We start from the raw sequence: 25431 nt of genomic DNA on the forward strand, positions 1-25431 counted from the left end.
TATAAAAGAAAAAAAACAAAGATAATAAGAAAAAATGATAGATATAAAAAAGATAATAGAAGAAAAAGTAATAATTATAGATGGAGCAATGGGAACACAGCTTCAGATTGCAGATATCAAAGATGAGAATTGGTTATATGAGGGTTTAAATTTAGAAGGGTGTAATGAACTTTTAAACTTAACAGCACCACATATTTTAGAAGGGATTCATGATGCTTACGCAAAATCTGGAGCAGATTTTATCACTACAAATACTTTTGGTTCTATGCCATGGGTATTAGATGAATATGATATTCCTGAAACTTCATATGAGTTATCAAGGCTTGGGGCTGAGCTTGTAAAAAAATCTTGTGAAAAATATTCAACACCAGAAAAACCAAGATTTGTATTAGGTTCAATTGGTCCTGGAACAAAACTACCTTCTCTTGGACATATTACTTATGATGATATGTTTGAAGGCTATAAAATTATGGCACAAGGTTTAGTTGATGGTGGAACAGATGTATTTTTACTTGAAACTTGTCAAGACCCTTTACAAATAAAAGCAGCTCTTCATGCTCTTACTGAAGTTTCTCCAAAAACACCTATTATGGTCTCTGTAACTATTGAGTTAAGTGGTACTATGCTTATTGGAACAGATGCAATGACAATTGCAGCTATTATGGAGCCTTTTAATATTTTATCTTTAGGATTTAACTGTGGTACGGGACCAAAACAAGTACATAAACATGTTAAGACTTTAAGTGAAGTATGTAAATTTCCAATCTCAGTTCACTCAAATGCAGGACTTCCTCAAAATAGAGGTGGGCAAACTTATTATCCAATGCAACCAAAAGAGTTTACTGAACTAACAAGTGAGTTTTTACAATTTAATGGAGTATCTTTCTTAGGTGGTTGTTGTGGAACAACACCTGAACATATTGAAGCTTTAAGTAAAGCAGTTGAAGGGATAAAACCTAGAAAGCCTAGTGGTTTCTTAAAGGCTTCATTAGCTTCATTATTTAATGTTGTTCCTTTAAAACAAGACCCAGCTCCACTTTTAATAGGAGAAAGGTCAAATGCAACGGGTTCTAAAGCATTTAGAGAGTTACTTAAAGCAAATGATTATGAAGGTACTTTATCAGTAGGTCAACAACAGGTACGTGCAGGAGCTCATGTTATTGATGTATCAGTTGGATTTGCTGGAAGGGATGAAACAGGAGATATGGATAAAGTAGTATCTTTATATTCTCAAAAAGTTTCACTTCCTTTAATGCCAGACTCAACTCAACTTCCAGCTCTTGAAGCTGCTTTAAAACAAATTGGTGGAAGATGTATTATCAACTCAGTAAACCTTGAAGATGGGGAAGAAAAGTTTGATGCTGTTTGTAAGTTAGCTAAAAAGTTTGGTGCTGCACTTGTTTGTCTTGTAATTGATGAAATTGGTATGGCAAAAACTTTAGAGCGAAAACTTGAAGTAGCTGAGAGAATCTATGATTTATGTGTTAATAGACATGGATTTAAACCTGATGATTTAGTATTTGATATGCTTACATTTACTATTGGTTCAGGAGATGATGAGTATAGAACAGCTGGTATTGAGACACTTGAAGCAATTAAAGAGTTTCAAATAAGGCATCCAGAAGTGGGTACTACTTTAGGGCTTTCTAATATCTCATTTGGTCTTGACCAAAAAGCTAGAATTTATCTAAACTCAATCTATCTTGACCATTGTGTAAAAGCTGGATTAACATCTGCAATTGTAAATGTTAAACATATCTTGCCTTTAAATAAAATTTCTGAGGAAGATAGAAAAGCTTGTGATGATTTAATTTTCAACGTCTGCGAAAATGGTGACCCCTTATTTAAATTTATTGAACACTTTGCAAATGTAGGTGATATGGAAGAGCAAAGTGATGAAGAGTATCAAAAACTAGCACCTATTGATAAGGTTAAGAAACTTCTACTAGATGGAGATAAAGAGAGAATGCTTCCTCTTGTAGATGAATTAAGACATACAGTAAGTCCAGAACTTATAGTAAATGAATGGCTAATTGATGGAATGAAAGTAATTGGAGAATTATTTGGTTCAGGTCAAATGCAGTTACCATTTGTACTTCAAAGTGCAGAGACTATGAAAGCAACAGTTGATGCCTTAAATCCATATTTACCAAAAGAAGAGAAAGCTAGTGAGACTGTATTAGTTCTTGGAACTGTTAAAGGTGATGTACATGATGTTGGTAAAAATTTAGTTGATATTATTCTTTCAAATAATGGCTTTAAAGTAATCAATATTGGTATTAAAGCTGATTTAAATGATTTTATTATAGCCGTACGTGAGCATAAAGCACAAGCTATTGGTATGAGTGGTTTACTTGTAAAATCAACAGCAGTAATGAAAGATAACCTTGAAGAGTTACAAAAACAAGGTATTGATATTCCTGTACTTTTAGGTGGAGCTGCTCTTACAAAAAGTTTTGTAAATGATTATTGTAGACCAATTTATGATGGTCCAATTTTTTATTGTAGAGATGCTTTTGATGGTGTTGTTTCTATGCAAAGAATAGAAGAGGGTGATTTAGAAAATACAAGTTTAGCTGCAGACTTAATTGATGAAGAAGAGATTGCTAGAAAAGAAGATGTTGATATTACTATTAAAGAAGAGGATGTAGTTCTTCCTGAAGCAGGAACATTTACTTTCCCTCCTTTATGGGGTAGAGTAGCTCTTGATAACAAAGCTATTGATAAAGAACTTGTATTCAAATGGATTAATCATAGAGTTTTATTTAGACAAAGATGGGGTTATAAAAGAGCAAAACAATCAAAAGAGAAGTTTTTAGACCATGAAAAAAATGTGGTTGAACCTATTTATGAGAGATTAAAAGAGCAATTTATTGAAGAGAAGCTTTTTGACCCAATTGCTATTTATGCTTATTATCCTTGTATTGCAAAAGAGAATAAATTATATATCTTTAGTGAAGATTATGCTTTTCACTCAGAAGAAGAAGCAAGAAAGGTACCATCTTTAGAAAAAGCTATAAAAGTGATGGAGTTCCCAAGACAGAGAAAAAAACCTCATAGATGTATTGCTGATTATTTTGCAAATGATAGGTTAGATGTGGTTGCCTTTACTTTTGCAAGTGCAGGATTAAAACTTACTCCATATGAAGCACAACTTTACAAAGATAGTAAGTTTACAGAGTATTATCAAGTGCATGGTTTAGGTGTTGAGTTAGCAGAAGCTTTAGCAGAAGTTTTACATAAACAAGTAAGACTTGACCTTGATATTGTTCCAAATGAAGGACATACTCTTCATGATGTACAGATGAAACAGTATATTGGATGTAGATATTCTCCTGGTTATGCTGCTTGTCCTGATTTAGAACAAAGTAGAGATATGTTTGATTTATTAAAACCAGAAGAGTTTGGAATAGAGTTAAGTGAGACTTTCCAAATCCATCCTGAACAGTCAACTTGTGCTATTGTTGTGCCTCATCATAAGGCTAAATATTATAATGTCTAAGAATTATAAACAATTCTTAGATAAAATAGTTTCAATAATTACATAGGGAAAAAAGATGCCTAATAGAGAAAAAACAATTATAGATAAAGTATTAGATTACCTTTATATTTTATCAAAGCAACCAATTTTATTAAGAGATTTACTTGATGCAAATAGACAATATAATGAAGGAATGCATGTTGACCCAGCAAGACTTGGTTTTAGACTAAAACTAGGACGAGCATATTTTTTATATATTTTAATTGTCTTAGCAATTATAGTTCCTATTTCAGTGATAATGCACAAACCTTTAGCAAATATAGACCCACATATTTCTATTTTAGGAGCAATGGTTATTACTGCTGTAATTTTTATTGGTTTTAATTTTTTTCGTGCAAGATTAAGAGATGAAATTACAAAAAGACAAATTAAAAAATCTTGGAAGTTAAGATTCCCATATTTCTCTTATGAAGAGTACAATAAAAAAATTGAAGAGATTTATGAACAAGCAATTAAAGAAGAGATTTCTAAAAAAGATTTAGAAAGATATATCTTAGACAATCTTGTAGAAGATTAATCATAAAGGGCTTTTAGCTCTTTATTCCTTGTTTGTTTTAACTTCATATCAATATATTTTGCATCAATATCTTTTTTATTTTTAACTGCCATAGTCTGTTTTCTTTTTCCAGTAGGATTGTTTTCATATATTTCAAAGCCAGCTTCATAAAGGGAAAGTCTAACATTACTTGCAATTGAGTATGTGGTTACTACGGCTTCTTCATTTGTTGCAGAAAAAATATCAGTAAAATATTCAACTGTCCAAAGTTCACTATTTACCTCAGAACTAAAAGCATCTTGATAGACAATATCTATATCATTAAGTTTTTTAATATACTCCCTTGCATCTCCAATATAAAGTTCTATTTCTATTTTTTCATCTTTATATTTTTTTGTCTCAATAAGCTTTTTGATTATATAAGATATTTTTTCAAACTCTTGTGGAAACTCAAAATCTTTTAGTGAGTCTATAAGTTCCAAATCAAGCTCAGGAGAGAAGATTTGTAGTTCTTTATTAAGTTTGTTTTCTAAAATATAATTTATTGTAGAAAAAGTGTTATAACCTAAACCAAAACAGATATCAAGTATTTTTAACTTCTTTTTATTTTTATGAAATTCAAGTGCAGGAATAACATGCTTCATTAGGGATTCATTTATTGCCCCTGTTTTTAAATCATGAAAGTGTTGATTATATTTAGTTGAAAAAAGTGTATTTGAATTATCTTTTGTTTTTATTATCATATTTTAAACTAAGCCCAGAAAGTTATTGGGCTTAGACTCTTAGTTTCCTAATTTATTTAATGTCTCTTCTGAAAGGAAAAGTTTTTCATTTGACATTACACCAATATTTTGGTCTAAAATATCTTGTGCAATCTCTTTTGCTTCTTCAAGTGAGTGCATTTTATATGTACCACATTGATATACATTTAATTCTGGAATATCATTTTGTGATTTTACTTTTAATACATCTTCCATTGACTTTTTCCAAGCACTTGCAACTTCTTCTTCAGAAGGAGCCCCTAATAAACTCATATAAAACCCAGTTCTACATCCCATAGGAGAAACATCAATTATCTCTACTTTATCAGAGTTTAAATGCTCTCTAATAAAACCAGCAAAAAGGTGCTCTAAGGTATGAATACCTTTCTCTCCTAACATTTTTTCATTTGGAACACAGAATCTTAAATCAAATACTGTGATAACATCACCAGATGGTGATTTCATAGTTTTTGCAACTCTTACAGCAGGTGCTGGCATAATTGTATGGTCTACTCTAAAACTATCTAATAGTGGCATATTGTTACCTTTTTTTTAATATTTTTGGATTTTATCTAAAAAAGCTTGAATGGGTAATTAGTATAAAAATTTAGTATTAGAATCATATCAAGTAGCTTTTAAAGGACGATACTAAATTAAGAGTACTTATTTAGGGTTTTTGCTACTTGATATGACAAAAGAATTTTAAGAGGGCTGCTAACTCTTAAAACATAAGATAACTATATCCTAATCAATGAGTTTTCTTTTTAAAAAACTGTTTAAAAAGTATCTAGTTTGTATTTTTTGGAATAAAATTAGCAATGGCTAAGAGGTGAAGAGTAAATTACTCTTCAATTACCTCTTTTGCTTCTTGTGTAACACTAATCTCTACTTCATCACTATAATCCATAGAAGCCCATCTTTGTAACTGTCTATATCTATATTGAGCATCTTTTTTATTTTTATCAAGTAGTTCATCAGCATGTTTAGGATTCAGTTTTTTTAAAGATCTATATCTATTCTCTTTTAATAAAAACTCTTCATATCTATCCCAAGCTGGTTTTTTACCGAAAATTTTAATAGGGTTTTGTCCTTCCTCTATCTTTCTTGGGTCAAAAGTATATATAGGCCAATATCCACAGTCTGTAGCAAGTTGTCCTTGCTCTACTGATTTCATAAGTCCACCTTGGATACCATGGGCAATACATGGAGAGTAACAGATGATTAAAGATGGTCCATCATAAGCTTCTGCTTCTTTCATAGCTTGTACTGCTTGTTTTTGATTTGCTCTTGAGTTTATCTGTGCCACATAGATATTTCCATAGGTCATAGAGATATATCCTAAATCTTTTTTAGCATTTGGTTTACCATCATTTGTAAAGTCAGCAATAGAACCAGCTCTTGCAGCTTTTGAAGATTGACCTCCTGTATTTGAATAAACTTCTGTATCTACAACAAGAATATTTACATTTTCCCCAGTTGATAAAACGTGGTCAACTCCGCCATATCCGATATCATAAGCCCAACCATCTCCACCAATCATCCATTGTGATTTTCTTACAAGGTATTTTCTTAAAGATAGTAACTCTTTCACTCCATTTTGGTCTTGATTATTTTCAAGCTGAGGTACAAGTTTATCTCTTATCTCTTGAGTTTTAACTCCATTACTTCTATGTTCTAACCACTCTTTATAAAGTACTTTAAGAGGATTTGATACTTCATCCATAGTCTTTAGTATAATTCTTGCAATTCTATTTCTAATAGTCTCATTTGCAGCATGCATTCCATAACCAAACTCTGCTGTATCCTCAAATAAAGAGTTTGCCCATGCTGGTCCTTCTCCCTTTGCATTTTTTGTATATGGAGTTGAAGGTGCTGAAGCAGAATAAATAGATGAACATCCAGTTGCATTTGCAATCATCATTCTATCTCCAAATAATTGAGTTGCTAAGGTAATATATGGAGTTTCTCCACAACCTGGACAAGCTGAGTGGTACTCAAAAAGTGGTTGTGCAAATTGTGAATTTTTTACATTGTTTTTTTCTACTAAATAGTCTTTATATGTAACTTCATTAAATAGATAATCAGCATTTTCTTGTTCATTGTTATCTTCTTCTATTCCATATGGAACCATTTTTAGTGATTTCTCTTTTGTAGGACAGATATCAACACAGATATTACATCCAGTACAGTCTAAAATGGATACTTGGATTTTATATCTTAAATCTTTTCCTTTAAACTCTTTTCCTTTTGCTTCAAGTGAGTGTTCTTTTACACCAGTTGGAGCATTTTCAAACTCTTCTTCATCCATTAAAAATGGTCTAATAACAGCATGTGGACACTCAAAAGCACATTGGTTACATTGAATACAGGTATCTTCATTCCATTGAGGAACCATTGTTGCAATACCTCTTTTTTCAAATTGAGTTGAACCATTTTCAAAAGTACCACACTCCATACCAAGCTCAACAATTGTAGAAACAGGAATTTCATCACCTTTTGCAGCATTAACTACTTTTGCAAAATTTTCTACATATGTTGAACCTTTATATTTTGAGTTAACTACTAACTCTTCTGCTTCAAGTTTTGACCACTCTTTTTTTACTTCTACTTCTTCAACCCCATGTTCCCCTTGGTCAATTGCAAGATAGTTCATTTTAACTATCTCTTCCCCTTTGTTTCCATAAGCTTTTTTAGCATACTCTTTCATATACTCTTTTGCTTCTTCATAAGGGATGATATTTGCTAACTTGAAAAAAGCAGCTTGCATAATAGTGTTTGTTCTATTTCCTAAACCAATATCATGTGCTAATCTTGTAGCATTTATGATATAAAATTTAATATTCTTATCTGAAAGTATTTTTTTTACTCTATTTGGTAATTTATTTTCTATCTCATCTTTTGAGTGAATAGAGTTTAATAAGAAAGTACCATTCTCTTTTAGTTTATCTACAACTTCATATTGCTCTAAATAAACCTCTTTTGAACAGGCTACAAAACTTGGATTTGATACAAGATATGTTGAGCGAATAGGATTTTTACTAAATCTTAAGTGTGACCTTGTGTATCCACCACTTTTTTTAGAATCATAAGCAAAATATGCTTGTGCATAAAGCTCTGTTTTATCTCCTATAATTTTTACAGAGTTTTTATTTGCTCCTACTGTTCCATCTGCTCCAAGTCCATAAAAAAGACACTCATTTATATCTTCTACTACAGAAATATTCTCTTTTACATCAATTGAAGTATTTGTTACATCATCAATAATCCCAACAGTAAAATTATCTTTTGAATTATCACTTGCAAGATTATCAAAAAGTGCAATAATTTGATTTGGTGGTACATCTTTTGAAGAAAGTCCATATCTTCCACCAATGATTTTAGGTTGATTCTTTTGTCCATAGAATAAGGCTTTTACATCAAGATATAGTGGCTCACCTAAACTTCCCGGTTCTTTTGTTCTATCTATTACACAAACTCTTTCTACGCTTAATGGTAAAACATTCATAAAATATTTTGCAGAAAAGGGTCTGTATAGATGAACTGTAAGAAGTCCTACTTTTCTATTCTCTTTTTGTATTAGATAATCAATTGTCTCTTTTATTGTCTCTGTTACAGAACCCATTGCTACAATAATATCTGTTGCATTTTCATCTCCATAATATGTAAATGGAGCATAATCTCTTCCAGTGATTTTAGAAATCTCTTTCATATACTCATTTACAACATCAGGAAGGGCATCATAATATCTATTTGAAGCTTCTCTACCTTGAAAGTAAATATCATCATTTTGAGCTGTTCCTCTTGTAATTGGAGACTCTGGATTAAGTGAAGTGTCTCTAAACTTCTGTACAGCTTCATAATCAAGCAATCTATCAAACTCTTCATAAGGCATTACTTCAATTTTATTTATTTCATGTGAAGTTCTAAATCCATCAAAAAAATGTAAAAAAGGAACTCTTCCTTTTATTGCACTAAGATGAGCAACTCCTCCTAAATCCATAACTTGTTGTACTGAACCAGTTGCAAGCATAGCAAAACCAGTAGCTCTTGCACTCATTACATCTTGATGGTCACCAAAGATAGATAAAGCATGTGTTGCTAGGGCTCTTGCACTTACATGTATAACACCAGGTAATAATTGTCCTGCAACTTTATACATATTTGGTATTTTTAAAAGTAAACCTTGTGAAGCAGTATATGTAGTAGTTAAAGCTCCAGCTTGAAGTGAACCATGAAAAGTTCCAGCAGCACCAGCTTCACTTTGCATTTCGATAACTTTAACAGTAGAACCAAAAAGGTTCTTTTTGCCTTGAGTAGCCCATTTTTCAGTATTGTCACCCATTTGAGAAGAGGGTGTAATAGGGTATACTCCTGCTACTTCTGTAAAAGCATATGAAACATATGCAGCCGCTTCATTCCCATCCATTGTAGCAAATTGTTTAATCATTATCTATCCTTATAATTCAGGTTATTTATTTAGATAATAATTAAAAAAGGCTTAAAAAGATATGAATAGTAAATAGAATAAGTAAAGTTAAAAGAAAAGCATTAATAAAGGATTACATATCCTTTATTAATTTAACTGCTTCAAGAGGATTTCCTACAACAAAAGGAGTATGTTCTTTAAGTGATTCTTCTTTACCATAACCACATAAAACACCTACACAATTGATACCAGCACTTTGTGCTGCAATTAAGTCTAATTCCGTATCTCCTACCATCCAAATATCACAAGTTTGTTTGATTTGCATTAAATCAAGTGTTCTATGAATAGGCTCAGGATGTGGTTTAGGATGTTCAACATGCTCTCTTCCTGTAATATGTTCAAAGTATTTCATAATATCCATATGCTCTAATAGTTCTTGACTATAAAGTCCTGTTTTTGTTGTAACAACAGAAAGTCTTGCAAAAGTATTTGCTAATTCTATTGCTTCTTTTGCAAATTCAAGTAGTTCTGTTTGTTGTCTTGAAATTTGTCTATATCTTTGTTTATATGAATCAACAAAATCCCAAACAACTTCTTTATCTACTCCTAATTCTTGATACATAATATCAAGAGGGTGTCCTATTAGGGCTTTAATATCTTCATCAGTTCCTTGAAAATTATAATTAAGTTCTTTAAATGAGTGATGAAATGTTGAAACAATAGCTTCTGTTGAGTCAATTAAAGTACCATCTAAATCAAAAAGTATAATTTTTTCCACTAAGTTTCCACCTAAATTAAATTTGATAGAAATATAGTATAAAATTCATTACAAGCATATTTAATATATAAATTAGTTTTTTATGGCTTTATCCAATCTTTTTGATTATGCATAACTCCTATAAAAGAAGGTTCTACATTTTTTATTTTAGAATTTACAACAGTAATTGAGTTTGGAATATATAAAAATAAGTAAGGAAGATCTTCACTAATAAGTTTAAAAAGCTTTTTATAAATATTACTTAACTCTTCTTGGTCTATAGTAAGTGCACCTTTTTCTATAAGTTCATCAACTTCACTATTTCTATATCCTACAAGATTAAATCTTCCTAATTTATCAGAGTCACTATGCCATAAAGGATAGGCATCTGGCATAAGAGCTAAACTCCAACCAAGAAGTACAGTTTCAAATTTTCTTGGATGAACAATTGTGTTTAAAAAAGCTTGCCACTCCATTACTTTGATTTTAGCATTTACACCAATTTTTGCAAGTTGGTATTGAATAATAAGAGCCGCGTTAAGTCTTATCTCATTTCCTGTATTTGTAACTATTTCAAAGCTAAAAGGATTTTTTTCATCATATCCTGCTTCTTTTAAAAGTTGCTTTGCTTTTTTAAGGTCTTGTTTTGTCTGTTTAATCTTCTCATTAAAAGCAAAACTTCCTGGTAAAAAAGGACCATTACAAACCTTTCCATGCCCAAAGAAAAGAATATCAACCATCTCTTGCCTATTTATAGCTAAAGATAAGGCTTCTCTAACTCTTTTATCTTGAAACTTTTTATTTCTAAGATTAAAACCTAAATAGTCATAAGAAAAACTTTGTGATTCAACAATTTTGAAATCCTCTTTAAACTTTGGACTGATTTGCCTATCAATTTGTAGAGGACTTAAAGCTCCTACATCTAATTTATTCTCTTTTAACATTAAAAAAACAGTATCAGGATTTGGAAGAAATTTAAAAGAGATTTCATCTATCTTTGGTTTTCCCTCATGATAGTTCTCATTTGCCTTTAGAATAATATCTGAGGAGTTTTTAAATGATTCTAGTTTATAAGGTCCATTTCCAACAGGTTGTTTATTAAAAGAACTTGTCATTAAATTCTCTTCTTTTTCTAATAAATGTTTTGGAAGAACTCCTATCATCCAAATATGTAAAGCTTTAAAATAAGGTTTTTTATAAATTACTTCAAGGGTAAAATCATCTAAGGCTTTTACTCTTTTAACCTCTTTAAAATTTGAGACAATAGAGTTAAAAACTTTAGGGTCTATAATCTTTTCATAGGTAAAAACCACATCATGTGCAGTAACTTTTTTATTATCATGCCAAAGAACATCTTTTCGTAAATTTATTATTAGTTTGGTATTTGTTTCAAATTTATAAGAAGTAGCTATATCAGGAATAATATTCCCATCTTTATCATATTTAAATAGTCCATTAAATAACCATCCCGAAACTTGAGAACTTGCAGTGTCATTTGATAAAATAGGATTTAATCTACTAGGACTTGAAGTCATTGAAAGATTTAAAGTACTTGCATTTGCTGTTATTATTAGGATGAATATTAATACTATTTTTTTCATGGAAAGATTATATCTTTTTTAATCTTTTGATTGAAAAAAGTGCATAAAAAAAGGAGAGACTTTTGTCTCTCCTTTGTAAAAAGCTTTGCACAAATGCAAAAGATAATTTGAAGTACAGATTATCTTTTTGAGAATTGTGTAGATTTTCTTGCTTTTTTCTTTCCGTATTTTTTTCTTTCAACAGCTCTTGCATCTCTTGTTAATAAACCATAAGGTTTTAAGATTGCTCTGAATTGCTCATCGAAAGCTACTAGTGCTCTAGAAATACCATGTCTTACAGCATCAGCTTGTGCAGAATATCCACCACCAACAGTTTTAACAACTACGTTTACAGAAGTTTCTTGTTTAGATACTTCTAATGGTTGCATAACTCTTTTTTTAATTGCTTCGTGTCCACCTAACCATGCGTCTAAAGATTGACCATTGATTGTAAGCTCACCTGTACCGTTTTCTAACCATACTTTTGCTACAGCTGATTTTCTTCTTCCAGTTGCGTATACTTTTGCCATTAGTCTTATCCTTTAATTTGCGCAGTGTGAGGGTGTTCAGAACCTGCGTATACTTTTAATTTTTTAAGCATTGCTTTTCCAAGTTTAGTTTTTGGAAGCATACCTCTTGCTGCTAATTTATATAGTTTTTCTGGGTTTTTTTCTAACATATCAGACATTTTGTGAGTCTTTGTACTTCCAAAATAACCAGAGTGTGTAAAATAGTTTTTATCTTCTAATTTAGCTCCAGTAAATCTTGCTTTTGAAGCATTGATGATAATTACGTTATCTCCACAGTCAACGTTTGGAGTATAGCTAGGTTTATGTTTACCTCTTAATAGTGTTGCAACTTCTGTAATAATTCTACCAAAAATCTTATCAGTTGCATCAACTACTATCCAATCTCTCTCGATTTCGTTAGCTTTTGCCATTTGAGTAAATTTCATTTATTTTCTCCGATTTTGTTAATGAGGTGGAATAATAGTGTACAACTACTTAAAATTAACTTAAATTAAGTCTATTTTAATATTTTATTATAAATTCAGAACCTTTTGAAAGTTCACTATTTATTTCTAGTGAGAAATTATGTAAAGAGATGATAGATGATACTATAAATAATCCTAAACCTAAAGAGTTATTCCAACCATTTTGTGAGACACGAAAAAATTTCTGTTTAATACTTTTTAAATCAGCTTCACCAATACCTATACCTTTATCTATTACAGAAATATGTTTGTCATCATATTTTATAATAACTTCATCTTCTGAATATTTTAGAGCATTTTCAACAAGATTTTCTAGTACCATTGCAAATAGAGTCTCATCTACATTAAACTCATAATCTTGTTCACTATTAATGATAATTTCTCGTTGAGGATATTTATCTTTTAAATCAGAAACAACTTGAGTACAGATTTTTTTTATAGAGCATTTTGTTGTAAGAATTTGTTGTTTTCCTTCTTCTAATTTTAGTGTAAGTCTTAACTTATCAATTATATGAGACATCTTTATACCATTTGAATGTATCTTCTTTAAAAACTTTTCTTTCATAGCTTCTGGTAAATCTTTATCTGTAAGAATTGTTTCACTATATCCTGTAATTACAGCAATAGGATTTTTAAATTCATGGGAAATGGCTGAGATAATCTCATCTTTTTGTTTATTTGCAAGTTTTAGTTTTGCTGTCTGTTTTGATTTTTGCCGCTCTTTTTTTGCAAGTTTTGAAGCAACCTTATTTAGCAATCTAGTAATTTTATAAAACTCTTCAGAAAAATCAGAGTAGATTGTAGAAGTAGGTTTTTTATTACTTAATTCAATTAGATAACCTAAAATTGCATTTGTCTCATTTCTAATTTTTATACTAATAAAATATGTTGCAATAAAAGTAGCAATTATAAATAAAGAGATAAAAGAGATAATTTGAAATGCAAGTTTTGTGAAGTTTTCAATAATTTTAGCAGTATAATCTGCTAATCTTAAATAGTAAATTTCATCATCAATTACAATTTTTTTAGCAACATAAAGTAATTCTTGGTTTAGAGTTCTTGAAAATCTAACTTTTTTTCCATAACCTTCATATTTTGCGTGAATAATCTCATATCGAGTAGAGTGATTTTCCATTGTTAAAATATCTCTATCACTATCGGCGATAACATTCCCTTCTTCATTAATAATTGTAATTCTAAGACCTGTTTTCCCTTTAAAGGTTTTAATTGTATAGTCTAGGGTTTTAAATGAAGTTAGATTTATAGATAAAGAGTCTATATTTTGAGATAAGTTTTTTTCAATTTGGTCAAGATATATATTCTTTGACCAAAAGTATGTTGTAGTACTAATAATTATTAATATAAATAAAAAGATTAAAGAAAATGTTCTAAAGAATACTTGGTGAAGTTTTAGCAAAATAAGTAACCTTCTCCTCTTACAGATTTTATATACTCTTTACTATTATCAGGATCAATCTTAGCTTTTAATCTTTTGATAGCAACATTTACAGTTTTTAGTTTCTTATCATAAGAGTCTTCCCATACTGTCTCAAGTAAGTGTTCTCTTGTCATAAGAATATCTCTGTTTTTAATAAATTCTAATAGTAAATCATGTTCTAAATGTGTTAATTCTATCTCTTCTGACTCAATATAAAACTTTTTATTTGAAGCTTTATATGTAATATCTTTAACTTTTAAGACATCTACATCTTTTGAACTTCTTTTTATTACAGCATTTACTCTAGCAAGTAGCTCTTGGATTTTAAAAGGTTTAGTAATATAATCATCTGCGTGAGATTTAAAGCCTTCTAAAATATCTTCATCTTTATCTTTTGCAGTAAGATAGATTACTGGATAGTTATAACCTTTTTGTTTTATTTTTGAAATAAACTCTGTACCATCAATCCCTGGCAAGTTTCTATCCATTAAAATAAGGTCAATTTTTTCTTCTTCTAATACTTTTTCTAAGCTTTTATTTACACTTAAAAAACCTATTGTTTCATAACCTTCTTTTTGTAAAGTATATTCTAAAAGTTCTAAGATATCTTCTTCATCTTCTACTATTAATATTAATTTATCATTCATGTTCTTCTTTGTTTCCTTGATGTAACTTTACAATTCCTGGAGAGTATTTTATAGCTAGTATTCTAAAAATAAAGAATACAAAAATTACAAATAATAAAAACAAAATTGTAAAGTAATCTTTATTTGTATTTGAAGTATAGATTATAACATCTCGAATTAAAAATATAATAAATATGTCAATAACAAATCTTAGGCGTAACTTCTCTTTTTTAATAAAATCAGATATCATCTTAGCTACTTCCATTAAAACAATGAATTCAAGCATTAAGATAATTGTTTTGTAGAATTCTAGTTTAGCAACTAAAACTATTGTAAAAATAATTATAGCTGCTAATACTTCATAATTTGAACTAAAGTATTTTTTTATTCGTTCAATAGCTCTCATACTATACGTTTTCTAAATCCCCGCCAACTTCTGCAAAAACTAAAAGGTTTGCAATCGAAGCTGCTCTTCCAGAGATTTTCTCTAATTTTCTTAAAGAACTTAATACCTCAAAATAGTCTTTAGAAAGTTCAATTTTTTTAGTAATAAGTTTTAAGATATTTTTTTCAACCATTGCATATAGGTCATCAGTTTTGCTATCTTCAACTAATACTTTATTAAATTTTTGTTCAATAATTTTTTCATCATCTTCTAATACCATCTCAATAGCTGTTTGAAGAGCTAAATTTGATGATTTTAATAGAGGAATAGCATACTCTAAAATTGCTTCTGAGTTTAAATCTTCAGAGAAAGATTTTCTAAAGTTTTTAGCAAATGTTTTAGAATAAGCCGCTGCTCTTATTAATTCATTTGTGATTTTTAAAAATGAAACCATCTCTCTTAAATCTTTAGCTTCTGGTGAATAAAGAGCTAAAGTCTTAACAATTAGTTTATCAATATCATTTGATTTAGTTGATAACTGTTTTAAAGATAGATTTACATCTTTTAACATTGATAAATCATTCTCTTTTAATGCAGATAAAGAGATTTTATTTGCATGAGAAATCTCTTCTCCAATACTTGAAATTTCACTTTTAATTTTATTAATATTCTCAATATATGGCTTTAACATTATCCAAACCTTCCTGTAATATAGTCTTCAGTTTTTTTATTTGATGGGTTTACAAAGATAGTCTCTGTTTCATCATATTCAATTAACTTTCCTAAGTGGAAAAATGCTGTATAGTCAGCTACTCTTGCTGCTTGCTGCATATTATGAGTTACTGTGATAATTGTATATTTTTTCTTTAACTCTAACATTAAAGCTTCAATTTTTTCTGTTGAAATAGGGTCAAGTGCTGAGGTTGGTTCATCCATTAAGATAATTTCAGGTTTAACAGCAATTGTTCTAGCAATACATAATCTTTGTTGTTGTCCACCAGAAAGTGAAGTTCCTGGTTCGTGAAGTTTATCTTTAACCTCTTCCCAAAGACCAGCATCTCTTAGTGATTTTTCAACTAATTCATCACACTCTTTTCCTTTTCTAACTTGGTGGTGTTTTAAAGGAGCATAGGCAACATTATCATAAATTGATTTTGGAAAAGGATTTGGTTGTTGAAAAACCATTCCTACTCTTTTTCTTACACTTACTTCATCAACATCTTTATCATAAACATTTTTATTGTCAATTACAACTGCACCATCAATTTTTACAGTTGAGATTAAATCATTCATTCTATTTAAACATCTTAAGAAGGTAGATTTTCCACATCCAGAAGGTCCAATAAGTGCAGTAATTTTATTTTCATATAAAGGTACAGTGATATTATGAAGTGCGTGGTTATCTCCGTACCATAAATTTAATTCACTTACATCAATTTTAATATTATTTTCGTTTGACATCTTTTTTTATTCCTTATTACCATTTAACTTCGTATTTTTTTCTTAAATAAATTGCTAAAGCATTTAGTGAGATTAAGATTGTTAATAACACCATAATACCAGCTGCTGTTTTTTCTATATACATTCTTTCTGGCATCCCAGCCCATGTAAATAATTGTGCAGGCATAACTGTTGCTGCTTCCATGATTGAACTAGGAGAATCTGGAATAAATGCAATCATACCAATAATGATTAAAGGAGCAGTCTCTCCCATAGCTTGTGCTAAACCAATAATAGAACCAGTAAGAATTCCAGGGAAAGCTAATGGTAAAACATGGTCTCTTGTAACTTCAATCTTTGTAAGACCTAAACCATATCCTGCTTGTCTAATTGAATCTGGAACAGCTCTTAATGCAGCTCTTGAACTTACAATAATAATTGGTAAAGTCATAAGTGCAAGGGTAAGTCCTCCAACAAGTGGTGATGACCTTGGAAGACCAAACAAATTAATGAAAATTGCAAGACCTAAAAGACCAAATAAAATTGATGGAATAGCTGCAAGATTATTAATATTTACTTCAATAGTTTGAGTAAACTTATTATCTTCTGCAAACTCTTCTAAATATACGGCTGTCATAACCCCAATTGGGAAAGCAAATACCATAGTAATTATTAGTGTTAAAATAGAACCAATAATTGCTGACTTTAAACCTGCAAACTCAGGTGTTTTTGAGTCCCCATTTTTAAAGAAAATTTCATTGAACTTAAGTTCTGCATGTCCATCAGCTTTCATATCATCAATTAAAGCTCTATCTTTTCTTTTTAGTTTATAGTAGTGACCTTTTAAATATTGGTCAACTTGGTCATCAGCAAGAACCCAAATTGTAGTTTTTGTTCCTAAAAGTTCTGGATTATTTTCAATCTCCATAGGAATAGTTCTAAGCCATGCTCTTGAAACTATATTTTGATATTTTTTATCAATTGCTTTTCTATAGTTTTGTTTAGCTTCTTGACTATAAGTTACATCAATTTTTAAATAAGCTTGTTGAAAAGCTGGAGTTCCTTTTGTCACAATATCAAAAAGGAAAAAAATTAAAAAAGCGATTGAGAAAACTAAAGAAGTTAGTGTAAATCTTTTAAATCTTCTTGAGCTTCTATGCCTTTTAGTCAATGTTGGGTCATAAAATGGATTATCTTTTTGTTTATCTTTTCTTTTAATCATAATGTATTCACTTTATATTTTTCTTTGAACTTTCTAATTAGTGACAGTGAAATAATATTTAATATTAAAGTCACAATAAATAGTGCTAATCCTAAGGCAAAAGCAACTAATGTTTCAGGTGAGTTAAAAGCTTGGTCTCCAACAAGAGCATCAACAATTCTAACAGTAACAGTAGTCATATCTTCTAAAGGATTAATAGATAAGTTTGGTCTTAAACCTGCTGCCATAACAACAATCATAGTCTCTCCAATTGCTTTTGAAAAACCAAGTAGTGTTGCTGAGATAATTCCTGGTAATGCAGAAGGAAGAACAATATTCCTAATAGTTTCCCCTTGAGTCATCCCTAACCCTAAAGATGCTTTTCTTTGAGAATCAGGAACTGCTTTAATAACATCATCAGATAAAGATGAAATTACAGGGATAATCATAATTCCCATAACAACACCTGAAGCAAGGGCTGAGTTAAAAGTAGCTTCTAATCCAAACCATGCAGCAGCTTTAACAATAAAAGGTGCAACTGTAATTGCAGCAAAGAAACCATAAACAACAGTAGGAATACCTGCAAGAACCTCTAAAATAGGTTTTAAATAAGACCTAGTCTTGTGAGAAGCATATTCACTCATATAAATAGCACTACCTAATCCTACAGGAATTGCAACACACATCGCAATAAATGTAATCATTAAAGTACCTGCAAAAATAGGAACAGCTCCAAATTTACTTCCTGGTATCCCCGGAGACCACTCAGTTCCAGTTAAAAAATACCACATACTTCTTACTTCAAAGAAGGCGATTGCTTCAAACAGAATTGAAAAAAGTATTCCAAATGTTGTAAGAATAGAGATTGTAGATGCTGTAATTAACGCAAACTTAATCATACTTTCTTTAATTGCTGTTGATTTGTTTTTTGATTCAAATGAATGCAATTGACAACCTTATATTAAATTTTCGTAATTCTACAATGGCTTAGTTACATGATGGTTACAAAATTGTGAAATAAGTAATGTTTTTATTAAGAGAAAAGAGGGAAACTTAAATATCCCTCTTTTAGTTTATTTTTGAGATAGAATTAATTTTTTTTGAGCTTTAAATTCTTGCTCTGTAATATAGCCTTGTTTTTTCATTTCAACTAGTTCTTTTAACTGCTGCATTTTATTATTTTTAGATGCTTTTGTATTTGCTTGAACCTTTTGTTCTGGCTCACCATCAAGTGAATTATTTACTCCGTCAACTGCTTTATCAAATAACTTATTTGAAAAGCTATCTGCAAATTGATCCATTTTATTACCAAAATCAAAAGCAAAAACAGGTGCTGATGCTAACAATGTAATTAGAAACAACTTCTTAAGTTTGAACATTTTCTTCTCCTAAAAATATTTTTTGTTATTTTATATAAATAATCATTAAAATAATATTTAACGATATATATTATAAAATATATTTAAATTTATTATTTTAATGTGTATAAATTGTAGATTTAAAAGATTGAAGTTCCTAAAGGTATAGAACTTTTTTTAGAAGCACTTTTTATATTTCCAAGGCATAGATTAAATTGTTGTAAAGAGCTATTTTCAGAGATTTCAATTATAGCAGCACTTACTGATAAGAGTTTAAAGTTTCTACTTACACCAAATCTATCTTTAGAAGTCATATAAGCATTAGCAATATCTTTTTCATTATATAAACTTGAAGCACTTGATTGAAACTCTTCTTGAATATTTTTTATTAGATAATAGACATCTTCATATTGACTATTTGTAAAACCTACAAAAAAGTCATCACCTCCAACATGGGCAATAAAATTTTCACTTGAAATATTTTTTTGTAGGATTTCTGAGAACATTAAAATTGCACGATCACCTTGTCTGAATCCATAAGTATCATTGAAAGGTTTAAAATCATTAAAATCAAAATATACAATTTGAGCATGTTTATTATTTTTAAAACTATTCGAAATAAAGCTCTCTATTTGATTGTTCCCCGGTAGTTTTGTTAAAGGATTTTGATTCTGAGCTATCTCTATATTTCTTTTATATGAAAGAGATAATAGGTTATTTAAGTTAATGAAACCATAATATTGAGAATCTTTGGTTACAAAAATACCTTTTGCATCATTTTGCATATTAAATATTTCTAAAGCTTTATCTATTCCCCAACTAATATCAATTTCAAGTACAGGTTTTATATAACTTTTTAACTTAGCTTTAAAAGAGTCATTTTTAGCCAATGATAAACCATATTGTGAATAAGAAATCTCTTTAATATCAACTTCATAAATTGCACCTAGAATCTTTTTTTCATCATCAATAATTGGTACAAAAGTATTTAAAGTATGCTCTTTAAAATATACAAATAGTTCATGTAAACTTGCATTTACATTTAAAGGGTCAATCTTATCGATAAAGGATTTATCAATAAAATTTCCTCTTGATACCCTTCTATCTTTTTCAAAAATATTCTCTTTAGTATAGAATTTTTTTATCTCTTTTATATCTAAAGTGGGTCTAGAAACTAAATACCCTTGAATGTAGTCTGCTTTAATCTCTTTACAAACATAATATTCTTCTTTTGTTTCAATGCCCTCTGCAATAACTTTTATTCCCATAGTATGAGCCATCTCTACAATAGAAGCACAAAACAATCTTTTTTTTGCATCTTTGTGAATATTTTCAATAAAGAATTTATCAATTTTAATAAAATTTGTATCTGAGATGTATAATAAGTGAAGACCTGAAATTCCTGTTCCAAAATCATCTATTGCAATATTATAGTTTTTTGATTTATAGGTACTAATAATATGTTTGATTTCTTGGTCTTTATCAAAAGAACTATGTTCTGTAATCTCAAAACATATTGAATCTTTACTAAGTTCATATTTCTCTAGTAGTTCGGCAGTTTCCCCAAATTTAAAATCAGGCATTGTAAAAAATCTATTATCAATATTATAAAAAAGTTTTAGATTATTAATATTAATTTTTCTATATTTTTTAATAGCTTTTTTTCTTAAGAGCATATCAACTTTGTATAAAATTTTTTTTTCAGCTAAAGTATCAAAGAAATGAAAGATTGATTCAAACTCTAATTCTTCAACATTTCTAATTAAGGCTTCTACAGCAAAAATTTTACCTGTATATGTATTTACAATAGGTTGAAAAGCAAAGTCAAGTTTGTCAACATCAATTTTAGTTGACATGGAGCACCTCTTTAAAATAGTATTAAATATGGGCTCTTAGTATTTGTTCGCGTGAAATAATAAAAGTCCATATATAAAACTATTAAAAGAAGACAAAGTCTTCTTTTAATTTATATATTATTAGTAGGGAAGGATTAGTGTTTTAAGTCTTCAATTTTAAGTTTTTTAGAACTCATAACAGCATTTCTAATTTCTGATCTTGTTGCATCAGGTAAAGAAATTAGACCAATTTCTGCTAAAATACCATCAGGTCCAATCATATTTTCTGACATAAACATCTCTACATATTTATTCATAGAAGGAACTTCTTTTTTATGAGAGTTTTTAATGTAGAAGAATAATGATCTAGAAACAGGATATTCTCCAGATGAAATAGTTTCAGGAGTTGGAGATACATTATTAATTGTTGCACCAGAAAGTTTATCATCATTTTCAATTAAGAAAGAGAATCCAAATATACCAAATGCTTCTTTGTTCTTATTTAACTTTTGAACGATAATATTATCATTCTCTCCAGATGGAACATAAACACCATCAGTTCTAACAACAGAGTATTTTTTATATTTTTTGTTAGCTTTATTATCTTTTTTGAATAAATCAGTATATACAGGCATTTTTTTGAATACTTTTTGCATTACTAGCTCTTCAAATGCATCTCTTGTTCCAGATGACTTTGGTGGTCCATAAATAATGATTTCTCTATTTGGTAAAGAAGCATCAATATCTGACCATTTTTTATATGGGTTAGCAATTAAAGATTTTCCATCTTTAGAAGGAACTTCAGCAGCAACTGCTAATGCTAATTGTTCACTTGTAATATTAAATGCAGGATTAGATTTTGATTGTGCAAATGCAATTCCATCATATCCAATTACTGATTCAGTAATATCAGTAACTCCATTTTTTTCACACATAGTGAACTCTTTTGCTTTCATTCTTCTTGATGCATTTGTAATATCTGGTGTATTTAAATCATTTCCAGCACAAAATAGTTTCATTCCACCACCTGAACCAGTTGATTCAACTACTGGAGTTGGGAATTTAGTTGTAGCACCTAATTCTTCAGCAACTGCAGATGAGAAAGGGTATACTGTAGATGAACCTACAATTTTAATCTGATCTCTAGCACTTAAAGATACAGTAAGTGCAGCACTTGCTAATAAAGCAACTGTTGTTTTTTTGAATGTCATTTTTGTCTCCATATTTTAATTATGATATGGAAGTATATTAGTTGTTGATTACAACTTGGTTACGAAATGAAATTTTATATATGGGGATTTATTATGTAAGAACAAATGAGCTTATAGCCCATTTGCTTCAATAAGTCTTGCTTGATGATCAGCAATAAGAGGATCAATTACTTCATCAAAAAGACCGTCGTTCATAATCGCATCTAATCTATATAGAGTTAGATTGATTCTATGATCTGAGATTCTTCCTTGTGGATAATTATATGTTCTAATTCTTCCACTTCTATCTCCAGTACCAACTTGCTCTTTTCTATTGGCACCTTCTTCTTGCATTTTTTCTTGCATTTGTAAATCATAAAGTCTAGCTTTAAGAACTTTCATTGCTCTATCTTTGTTCTTATGTTGAGACTTTTGATCTTGGTTTGTTACTACGATACCTGATGGAATGTGAGTAATTCTAACTGCTGAGTCAGTTGTATTTACTGATTGTCCACCATTTCCACTAGCTCTCATAACATCAATTTTTAAATCGTTAGGGTTGATTTCAATTTCAACATCATCAACTTCTGGCATTACTGCAACAGTAATTGCTGATGTATGAACTCTTCCTTGAGATTCAGTTGCAGGAACTCTTTGTACTCTATGGGTACCACCTTCAAACTTTAATTTTGAAAATACATGGTCACCTTTAAATAAAGCTACAATCTCTTTATAACCCCCAGCTTCACTCTCACTTTGGTTCATGATCTCAACTTTCCAACCATTACCCTCAGCATATCTTAGGTAAGCTCTGAAAAGGTCACCAACGAAAATCGCCGCTTCATCTCCACCAGTACCAGCTCTAAGCTCTAGATAGATATTTTTTTCATCATTAGGATCTTTAGGAATCATTAAAAATTTAATATCATCCTCAAGCATAGGTTTTTTAGCCTCTAACTCTTTAAGTTCCTCTTTTGCTAATTCTCCAAGTTCTGGATCATCAAGCATCATTTTATTTTCTTCAATATCTTCTATCGTTTTGATATACTCTTTTGCTTTACTTACAATAGGTTCAATACTAGATTGTTCTTTTGAAAGATCAGTCATCCTTTTGATGTCAGAAGTGATATCAGGAGAGATCAATAAATTATTGATTTCCTCATATCTGTCTATAAATGGTCTTAGTTTATCTTGTAGCATATTTGTTTGTATTTATGTAATGTTATATAGACTCTAAATAAAATATTTGAATTATATAGCGTTAACTTGTACTTGTAATCTTGATACTTTTCTAGCAGCAGTACCTTTTTTTAGGATACCTTTAGAAACACAATGGTGAATGTATTTATTTGCCGCTTTCATAGCTTCAACTGCTTTATCTTTATCCGCAGCTTCAATTGCAGCTACTACATTTTTAGTAACATTTTTGATTCTTGTTTTATAGAATCTGTTTCTTTCAGTTCTAATTTTTGTTTGTCTTGCTCTTTTCTCAGCAGATTTATGATTTGCCATTATTATTTAACCTCTTTATAAAAATTTTAAGGATAGAATAGTACCTAAATAACTTTAAAGTTAGTTTAAATTTAGGAAGATTTAATGAAACTATTTGGAACAGACGGAGTTAGAGGATTAGCTGGTGAGTTTCTTGATGCAATCACTGTATTAAAGCTTGCAAAGGCTGCTGGAATCTATTTTAGAAAGCACTCTACAACAAAAAGAATCTTAGTTGGTAAGGATACTAGAAGAAGTGGATATATGATTGAAAATGCACTTGTAAGTGGTCTTACATCTGTAGGTTATGATGTAATTCAAATTGGACCTATGCCAACACCTGCAATTGCATATTTAACAGAGAGTATGAGATGTGATGCTGGTATTATGATCTCTGCTTCACATAATCCATTTGAAGATAATGGAATTAAATTCTTTGATAATCATGGAAATAAACTTGGAACAAAGTGTGAAGAGAATATTGAAAAAATATTTTTTAATGATGACCTTTTAAAAGAAGGGACAGTAACTGGGAAAAAAATAGGTTCTTCAAAGAGAATTGATGATGTTATAGGACGATATATCGTTTCTATTAAAAGTTCTTTTCCTAATGATTTATCACTACGTGGTATGAGAATTGTATTAGATTGTGCGAATGGTGCTGCTTATAAAGTTGCTCCTACAATTTTAGATGAATTAGGTGCAGATGTAATTACATTAAATGATAAACCAAATGGATATAACATAAATGATGGTTGTGGAGCTTTACATCCTGCAACAGTAGGAAAAGTTGTGAAAGAGTATAGAGCTGATATTGGTATTGCTCTGGATGGAGATGCAGATAGACTAGTTGTTATAGATGAGGAAGGGGAAGTAGTAGATGGGGATAAACTTCTTGGAGCTCTTTGCCTTTTCCTAAAAGAAGAGAAAACTTTAAAAGGTGATGCTTGTGTAGCAACAGTTATGTCAAACAAAGCTTTAGAAGACTTTTTAAATTCTCATGATTTAAAACTATTACGATCTAATGTTGGAGATAAAAATGTTTTAGAGCAAATGAAAGAGAATAAAGTTAATTTTGGTGGAGAACAAAGTGGACATATAATTTTCTCTGACGTAGCTAAAACAGGAGATGGCTTAGCATCAGCACTTCAAGTATTAGCTTTAATTTTAAGAAAAAAACAAAAAGCAAGTATTGCTTTAAATCCATTTGAATTATATCCTCAACTTTTAGTAAATTTAAAAGTAAATGAGAAAAAACCTTTAGAAGAGATTGCTGGACTAGAAGAGATTTTAGAACCAATTAGAAAAAAAGGTATTAGAGATTTAATTAGATACTCAGGAACAGAAAATAAAATAAGACTTCTTTTAGAAGGTAAAGATAAAAAAGAAGTTGAAGATTCAATGAAAGTATTAAAAGAGTTTATAGAAAAAGTTTTATGAGAAAAGAGTATAAATTATCATTAATCATTTTTATATCTATTTTTATTTTTGACCAGTTTGTAAAATATGCTTTTGTGAACTTTTCTTGGGAAGTAGATGGTCCTTATATGTCTTTAAAATTAGCATATAACTATGGGGTTGCTTTCTCAATGTTTGCTTTTTTACAAGAGTATTTAAAGTATATTCAACTAGTAATAGCTCTTGTAGCAACAATTTATTTAGTAAAAAATAAAGAGATTTTTTATAAATATTTTATACCAATATCAATACTTTATGCAGCAGGATTATCTAATATTTTAGATAGATTTACCTATGGAGCTGTAGTAGATTATTTTTATTGGCATTATGGTTTCGAATTTGCAATATTTAATATAGCAGATGTGATGATAAATCTTGCAGTTGCAATTATTATAATTATGCAAATATTAGAAGCAAGAGAAGAGAAGAAAAAAAAGTCCAAATCGTAAAATTT

The 25431-nt window shown here is 29.7% G+C and carries 23 protein-coding genes; 4 read left to right on the forward strand and 19 right to left on the reverse strand.

Going from position 1 to position 25431, the window contains the following annotated elements; translation table 11 throughout:
- Positions 1-34 precede the first annotated feature (34 nt).
- Together metH and ABIV_RS00835 are read left to right on the forward strand one after the other, a co-directional pair.
- The gene (gene metH, locus ABIV_RS00830) at positions 35-3502 is read left to right on the forward strand and encodes a methionine synthase (protein ID WP_114838094.1); all 3468 of its coding nucleotides are present in this window, start codon (positions 35-37) and stop codon (positions 3500-3502) included.
- A gap of 55 nt (positions 3503-3557) precedes the next feature.
- The gene (locus tag ABIV_RS00835; RefSeq protein WP_114838095.1) at positions 3558-4058 is read left to right on the forward strand and encodes a hypothetical protein; all 501 of its coding nucleotides are present in this window, start codon (positions 3558-3560) and stop codon (positions 4056-4058) included.
- Here the strand turns inward: ABIV_RS00835 and ABIV_RS00840 are convergent.
- The 19 genes from ABIV_RS00840 to rpsT form a co-directional block, all read right to left on the reverse strand.
- Entirely contained in the window at positions 4055-4780 is a 726-nt protein-coding gene (locus tag ABIV_RS00840) for a tRNA (5-methylaminomethyl-2-thiouridine)(34)-methyltransferase MnmD (RefSeq protein WP_114838096.1), read from the reverse strand. The two genes, ABIV_RS00835 and ABIV_RS00840, sit on opposite strands and share 4 nt — an antisense overlap.
- Before the next feature lie 39 nt (positions 4781-4819).
- On the reverse strand, positions 4820-5335 hold the full coding sequence (gene luxS, locus ABIV_RS00845) for an S-ribosylhomocysteine lyase (protein WP_114838097.1): 516 nt from the start codon (positions 5333-5335) through the stop codon (positions 4820-4822).
- 304 nt (positions 5336-5639) lie between these two features.
- Positions 5640-9245 carry a pyruvate:ferredoxin (flavodoxin) oxidoreductase gene (gene nifJ, locus ABIV_RS00850; RefSeq protein ID WP_114838098.1) on the reverse strand — a complete coding sequence of 1202 codons (3606 nt, stop codon included), beginning with the start codon at positions 9243-9245 and terminating at the stop codon, positions 5640-5642.
- Between the two features lie 112 nt (positions 9246-9357).
- The gene (locus tag ABIV_RS00855) at positions 9358-10002 is read right to left on the reverse strand and encodes an HAD family hydrolase (RefSeq protein WP_114838099.1); all 645 of its coding nucleotides are present in this window, start codon (positions 10000-10002) and stop codon (positions 9358-9360) included.
- Between the two features lie 80 nt (positions 10003-10082).
- Entirely contained in the window at positions 10083-11582 is a 1500-nt protein-coding gene (locus ABIV_RS00860; RefSeq protein ID WP_114838100.1) for a peptide-binding protein, read from the reverse strand.
- A 119-nt stretch (positions 11583-11701) separates the two neighbouring features.
- Positions 11702-12091, reverse strand: coding sequence for a 30S ribosomal protein S9 (rpsI, locus tag ABIV_RS00865; protein ID WP_114838101.1), 390 nt, complete (start codon positions 12089-12091; stop codon positions 11702-11704).
- Between the two features lie 5 nt (positions 12092-12096).
- A complete protein-coding gene (rplM, locus tag ABIV_RS00870) occupies positions 12097-12516 on the reverse strand; it encodes a 50S ribosomal protein L13 (RefSeq protein WP_114838102.1) in 420 nt (139 codons plus the stop codon).
- Between the two features lie 76 nt (positions 12517-12592).
- Positions 12593-13972: a sensor histidine kinase gene (locus ABIV_RS00875; protein ID WP_114838103.1), complete on the reverse strand. Its 1380-nt coding sequence runs from the start codon at positions 13970-13972 to the stop codon at positions 12593-12595.
- Positions 13966-14640 (reverse strand): response regulator transcription factor, encoded by a 675-nt coding sequence (locus ABIV_RS00880; RefSeq protein WP_114838104.1) that lies wholly within the window; start codon positions 14638-14640, stop codon positions 13966-13968. The genes ABIV_RS00875 and ABIV_RS00880 overlap by 7 nt, the downstream gene beginning before the upstream one ends.
- Complete coding sequence (locus ABIV_RS00885; protein ID WP_114838105.1) at positions 14633-15025, reverse strand: phosphate-starvation-inducible PsiE family protein; 393 nt, start codon at positions 15023-15025, stop codon at positions 14633-14635. Before ABIV_RS00885 ends, ABIV_RS00880 begins: the two co-directional genes overlap by 8 nt.
- A 1-nt stretch (position 15026) precedes the next feature.
- The gene (locus tag ABIV_RS00890; RefSeq protein ID WP_114838106.1) at positions 15027-15695 is read right to left on the reverse strand and encodes a phosphate signaling complex PhoU family protein; all 669 of its coding nucleotides are present in this window, start codon (positions 15693-15695) and stop codon (positions 15027-15029) included.
- A complete protein-coding gene (gene pstB, locus ABIV_RS00895) occupies positions 15695-16465 on the reverse strand; it encodes a phosphate ABC transporter ATP-binding protein PstB (RefSeq protein ID WP_114838107.1) in 771 nt (256 codons plus the stop codon). Before pstB ends, ABIV_RS00890 begins: the two co-directional genes overlap by 1 nt.
- 16 nt (positions 16466-16481) lie before the next feature.
- Entirely contained in the window at positions 16482-17666 is a 1185-nt protein-coding gene (gene pstA / locus ABIV_RS00900) for a phosphate ABC transporter permease PstA (RefSeq protein WP_114838108.1), read from the reverse strand.
- On the reverse strand, positions 17663-18544 hold the full coding sequence (pstC, locus tag ABIV_RS00905) for a phosphate ABC transporter permease subunit PstC (protein WP_228254350.1): 882 nt from the start codon (positions 18542-18544) through the stop codon (positions 17663-17665). The genes pstA and pstC overlap by 4 nt, the downstream gene beginning before the upstream one ends.
- A 174-nt stretch (positions 18545-18718) precedes the next feature.
- Complete coding sequence (locus ABIV_RS00910) at positions 18719-19024, reverse strand: SHOCT domain-containing protein (protein ID WP_114838110.1); 306 nt, start codon at positions 19022-19024, stop codon at positions 18719-18721.
- A gap of 119 nt (positions 19025-19143) precedes the next feature.
- On the reverse strand, positions 19144-20859 hold the full coding sequence (locus tag ABIV_RS00915) for a GGDEF domain-containing protein (protein WP_114838111.1): 1716 nt from the start codon (positions 20857-20859) through the stop codon (positions 19144-19146).
- A gap of 134 nt (positions 20860-20993) precedes the next feature.
- Entirely contained in the window at positions 20994-22049 is a 1056-nt protein-coding gene (locus tag ABIV_RS00920; protein ID WP_114838112.1) for a substrate-binding domain-containing protein, read from the reverse strand.
- A 111-nt stretch (positions 22050-22160) separates the two neighbouring features.
- On the reverse strand, positions 22161-23228 hold the full coding sequence (gene prfA / locus ABIV_RS00925) for a peptide chain release factor 1 (protein WP_114838113.1): 1068 nt from the start codon (positions 23226-23228) through the stop codon (positions 22161-22163).
- Between the two features lie 51 nt (positions 23229-23279).
- Complete coding sequence (rpsT, locus tag ABIV_RS00930) at positions 23280-23540, reverse strand: 30S ribosomal protein S20 (RefSeq protein ID WP_114838114.1); 261 nt, start codon at positions 23538-23540, stop codon at positions 23280-23282.
- Between the two features lie 84 nt (positions 23541-23624).
- On the opposite strand from rpsT, the gene glmM reads away from it, so the two are divergent.
- Positions 23625-24959, forward strand: a complete 1335-nt coding sequence (gene glmM / locus ABIV_RS00935) for a phosphoglucosamine mutase (RefSeq protein ID WP_114838115.1) — start codon at positions 23625-23627, stop codon at positions 24957-24959.
- A complete protein-coding gene (lspA, locus tag ABIV_RS00940) occupies positions 24956-25426 on the forward strand; it encodes a signal peptidase II (RefSeq protein ID WP_114838116.1) in 471 nt (156 codons plus the stop codon). Before glmM ends, lspA begins: the two co-directional genes overlap by 4 nt.
- The last annotated feature ends 5 nt before the right edge of the window (positions 25427-25431 follow it).

It is taken from the genome of Halarcobacter bivalviorum (assembly GCF_003346815.1).
Classification (GTDB): Bacteria; Campylobacterota; Campylobacteria; order Campylobacterales; family Arcobacteraceae; genus Halarcobacter; species Halarcobacter bivalviorum.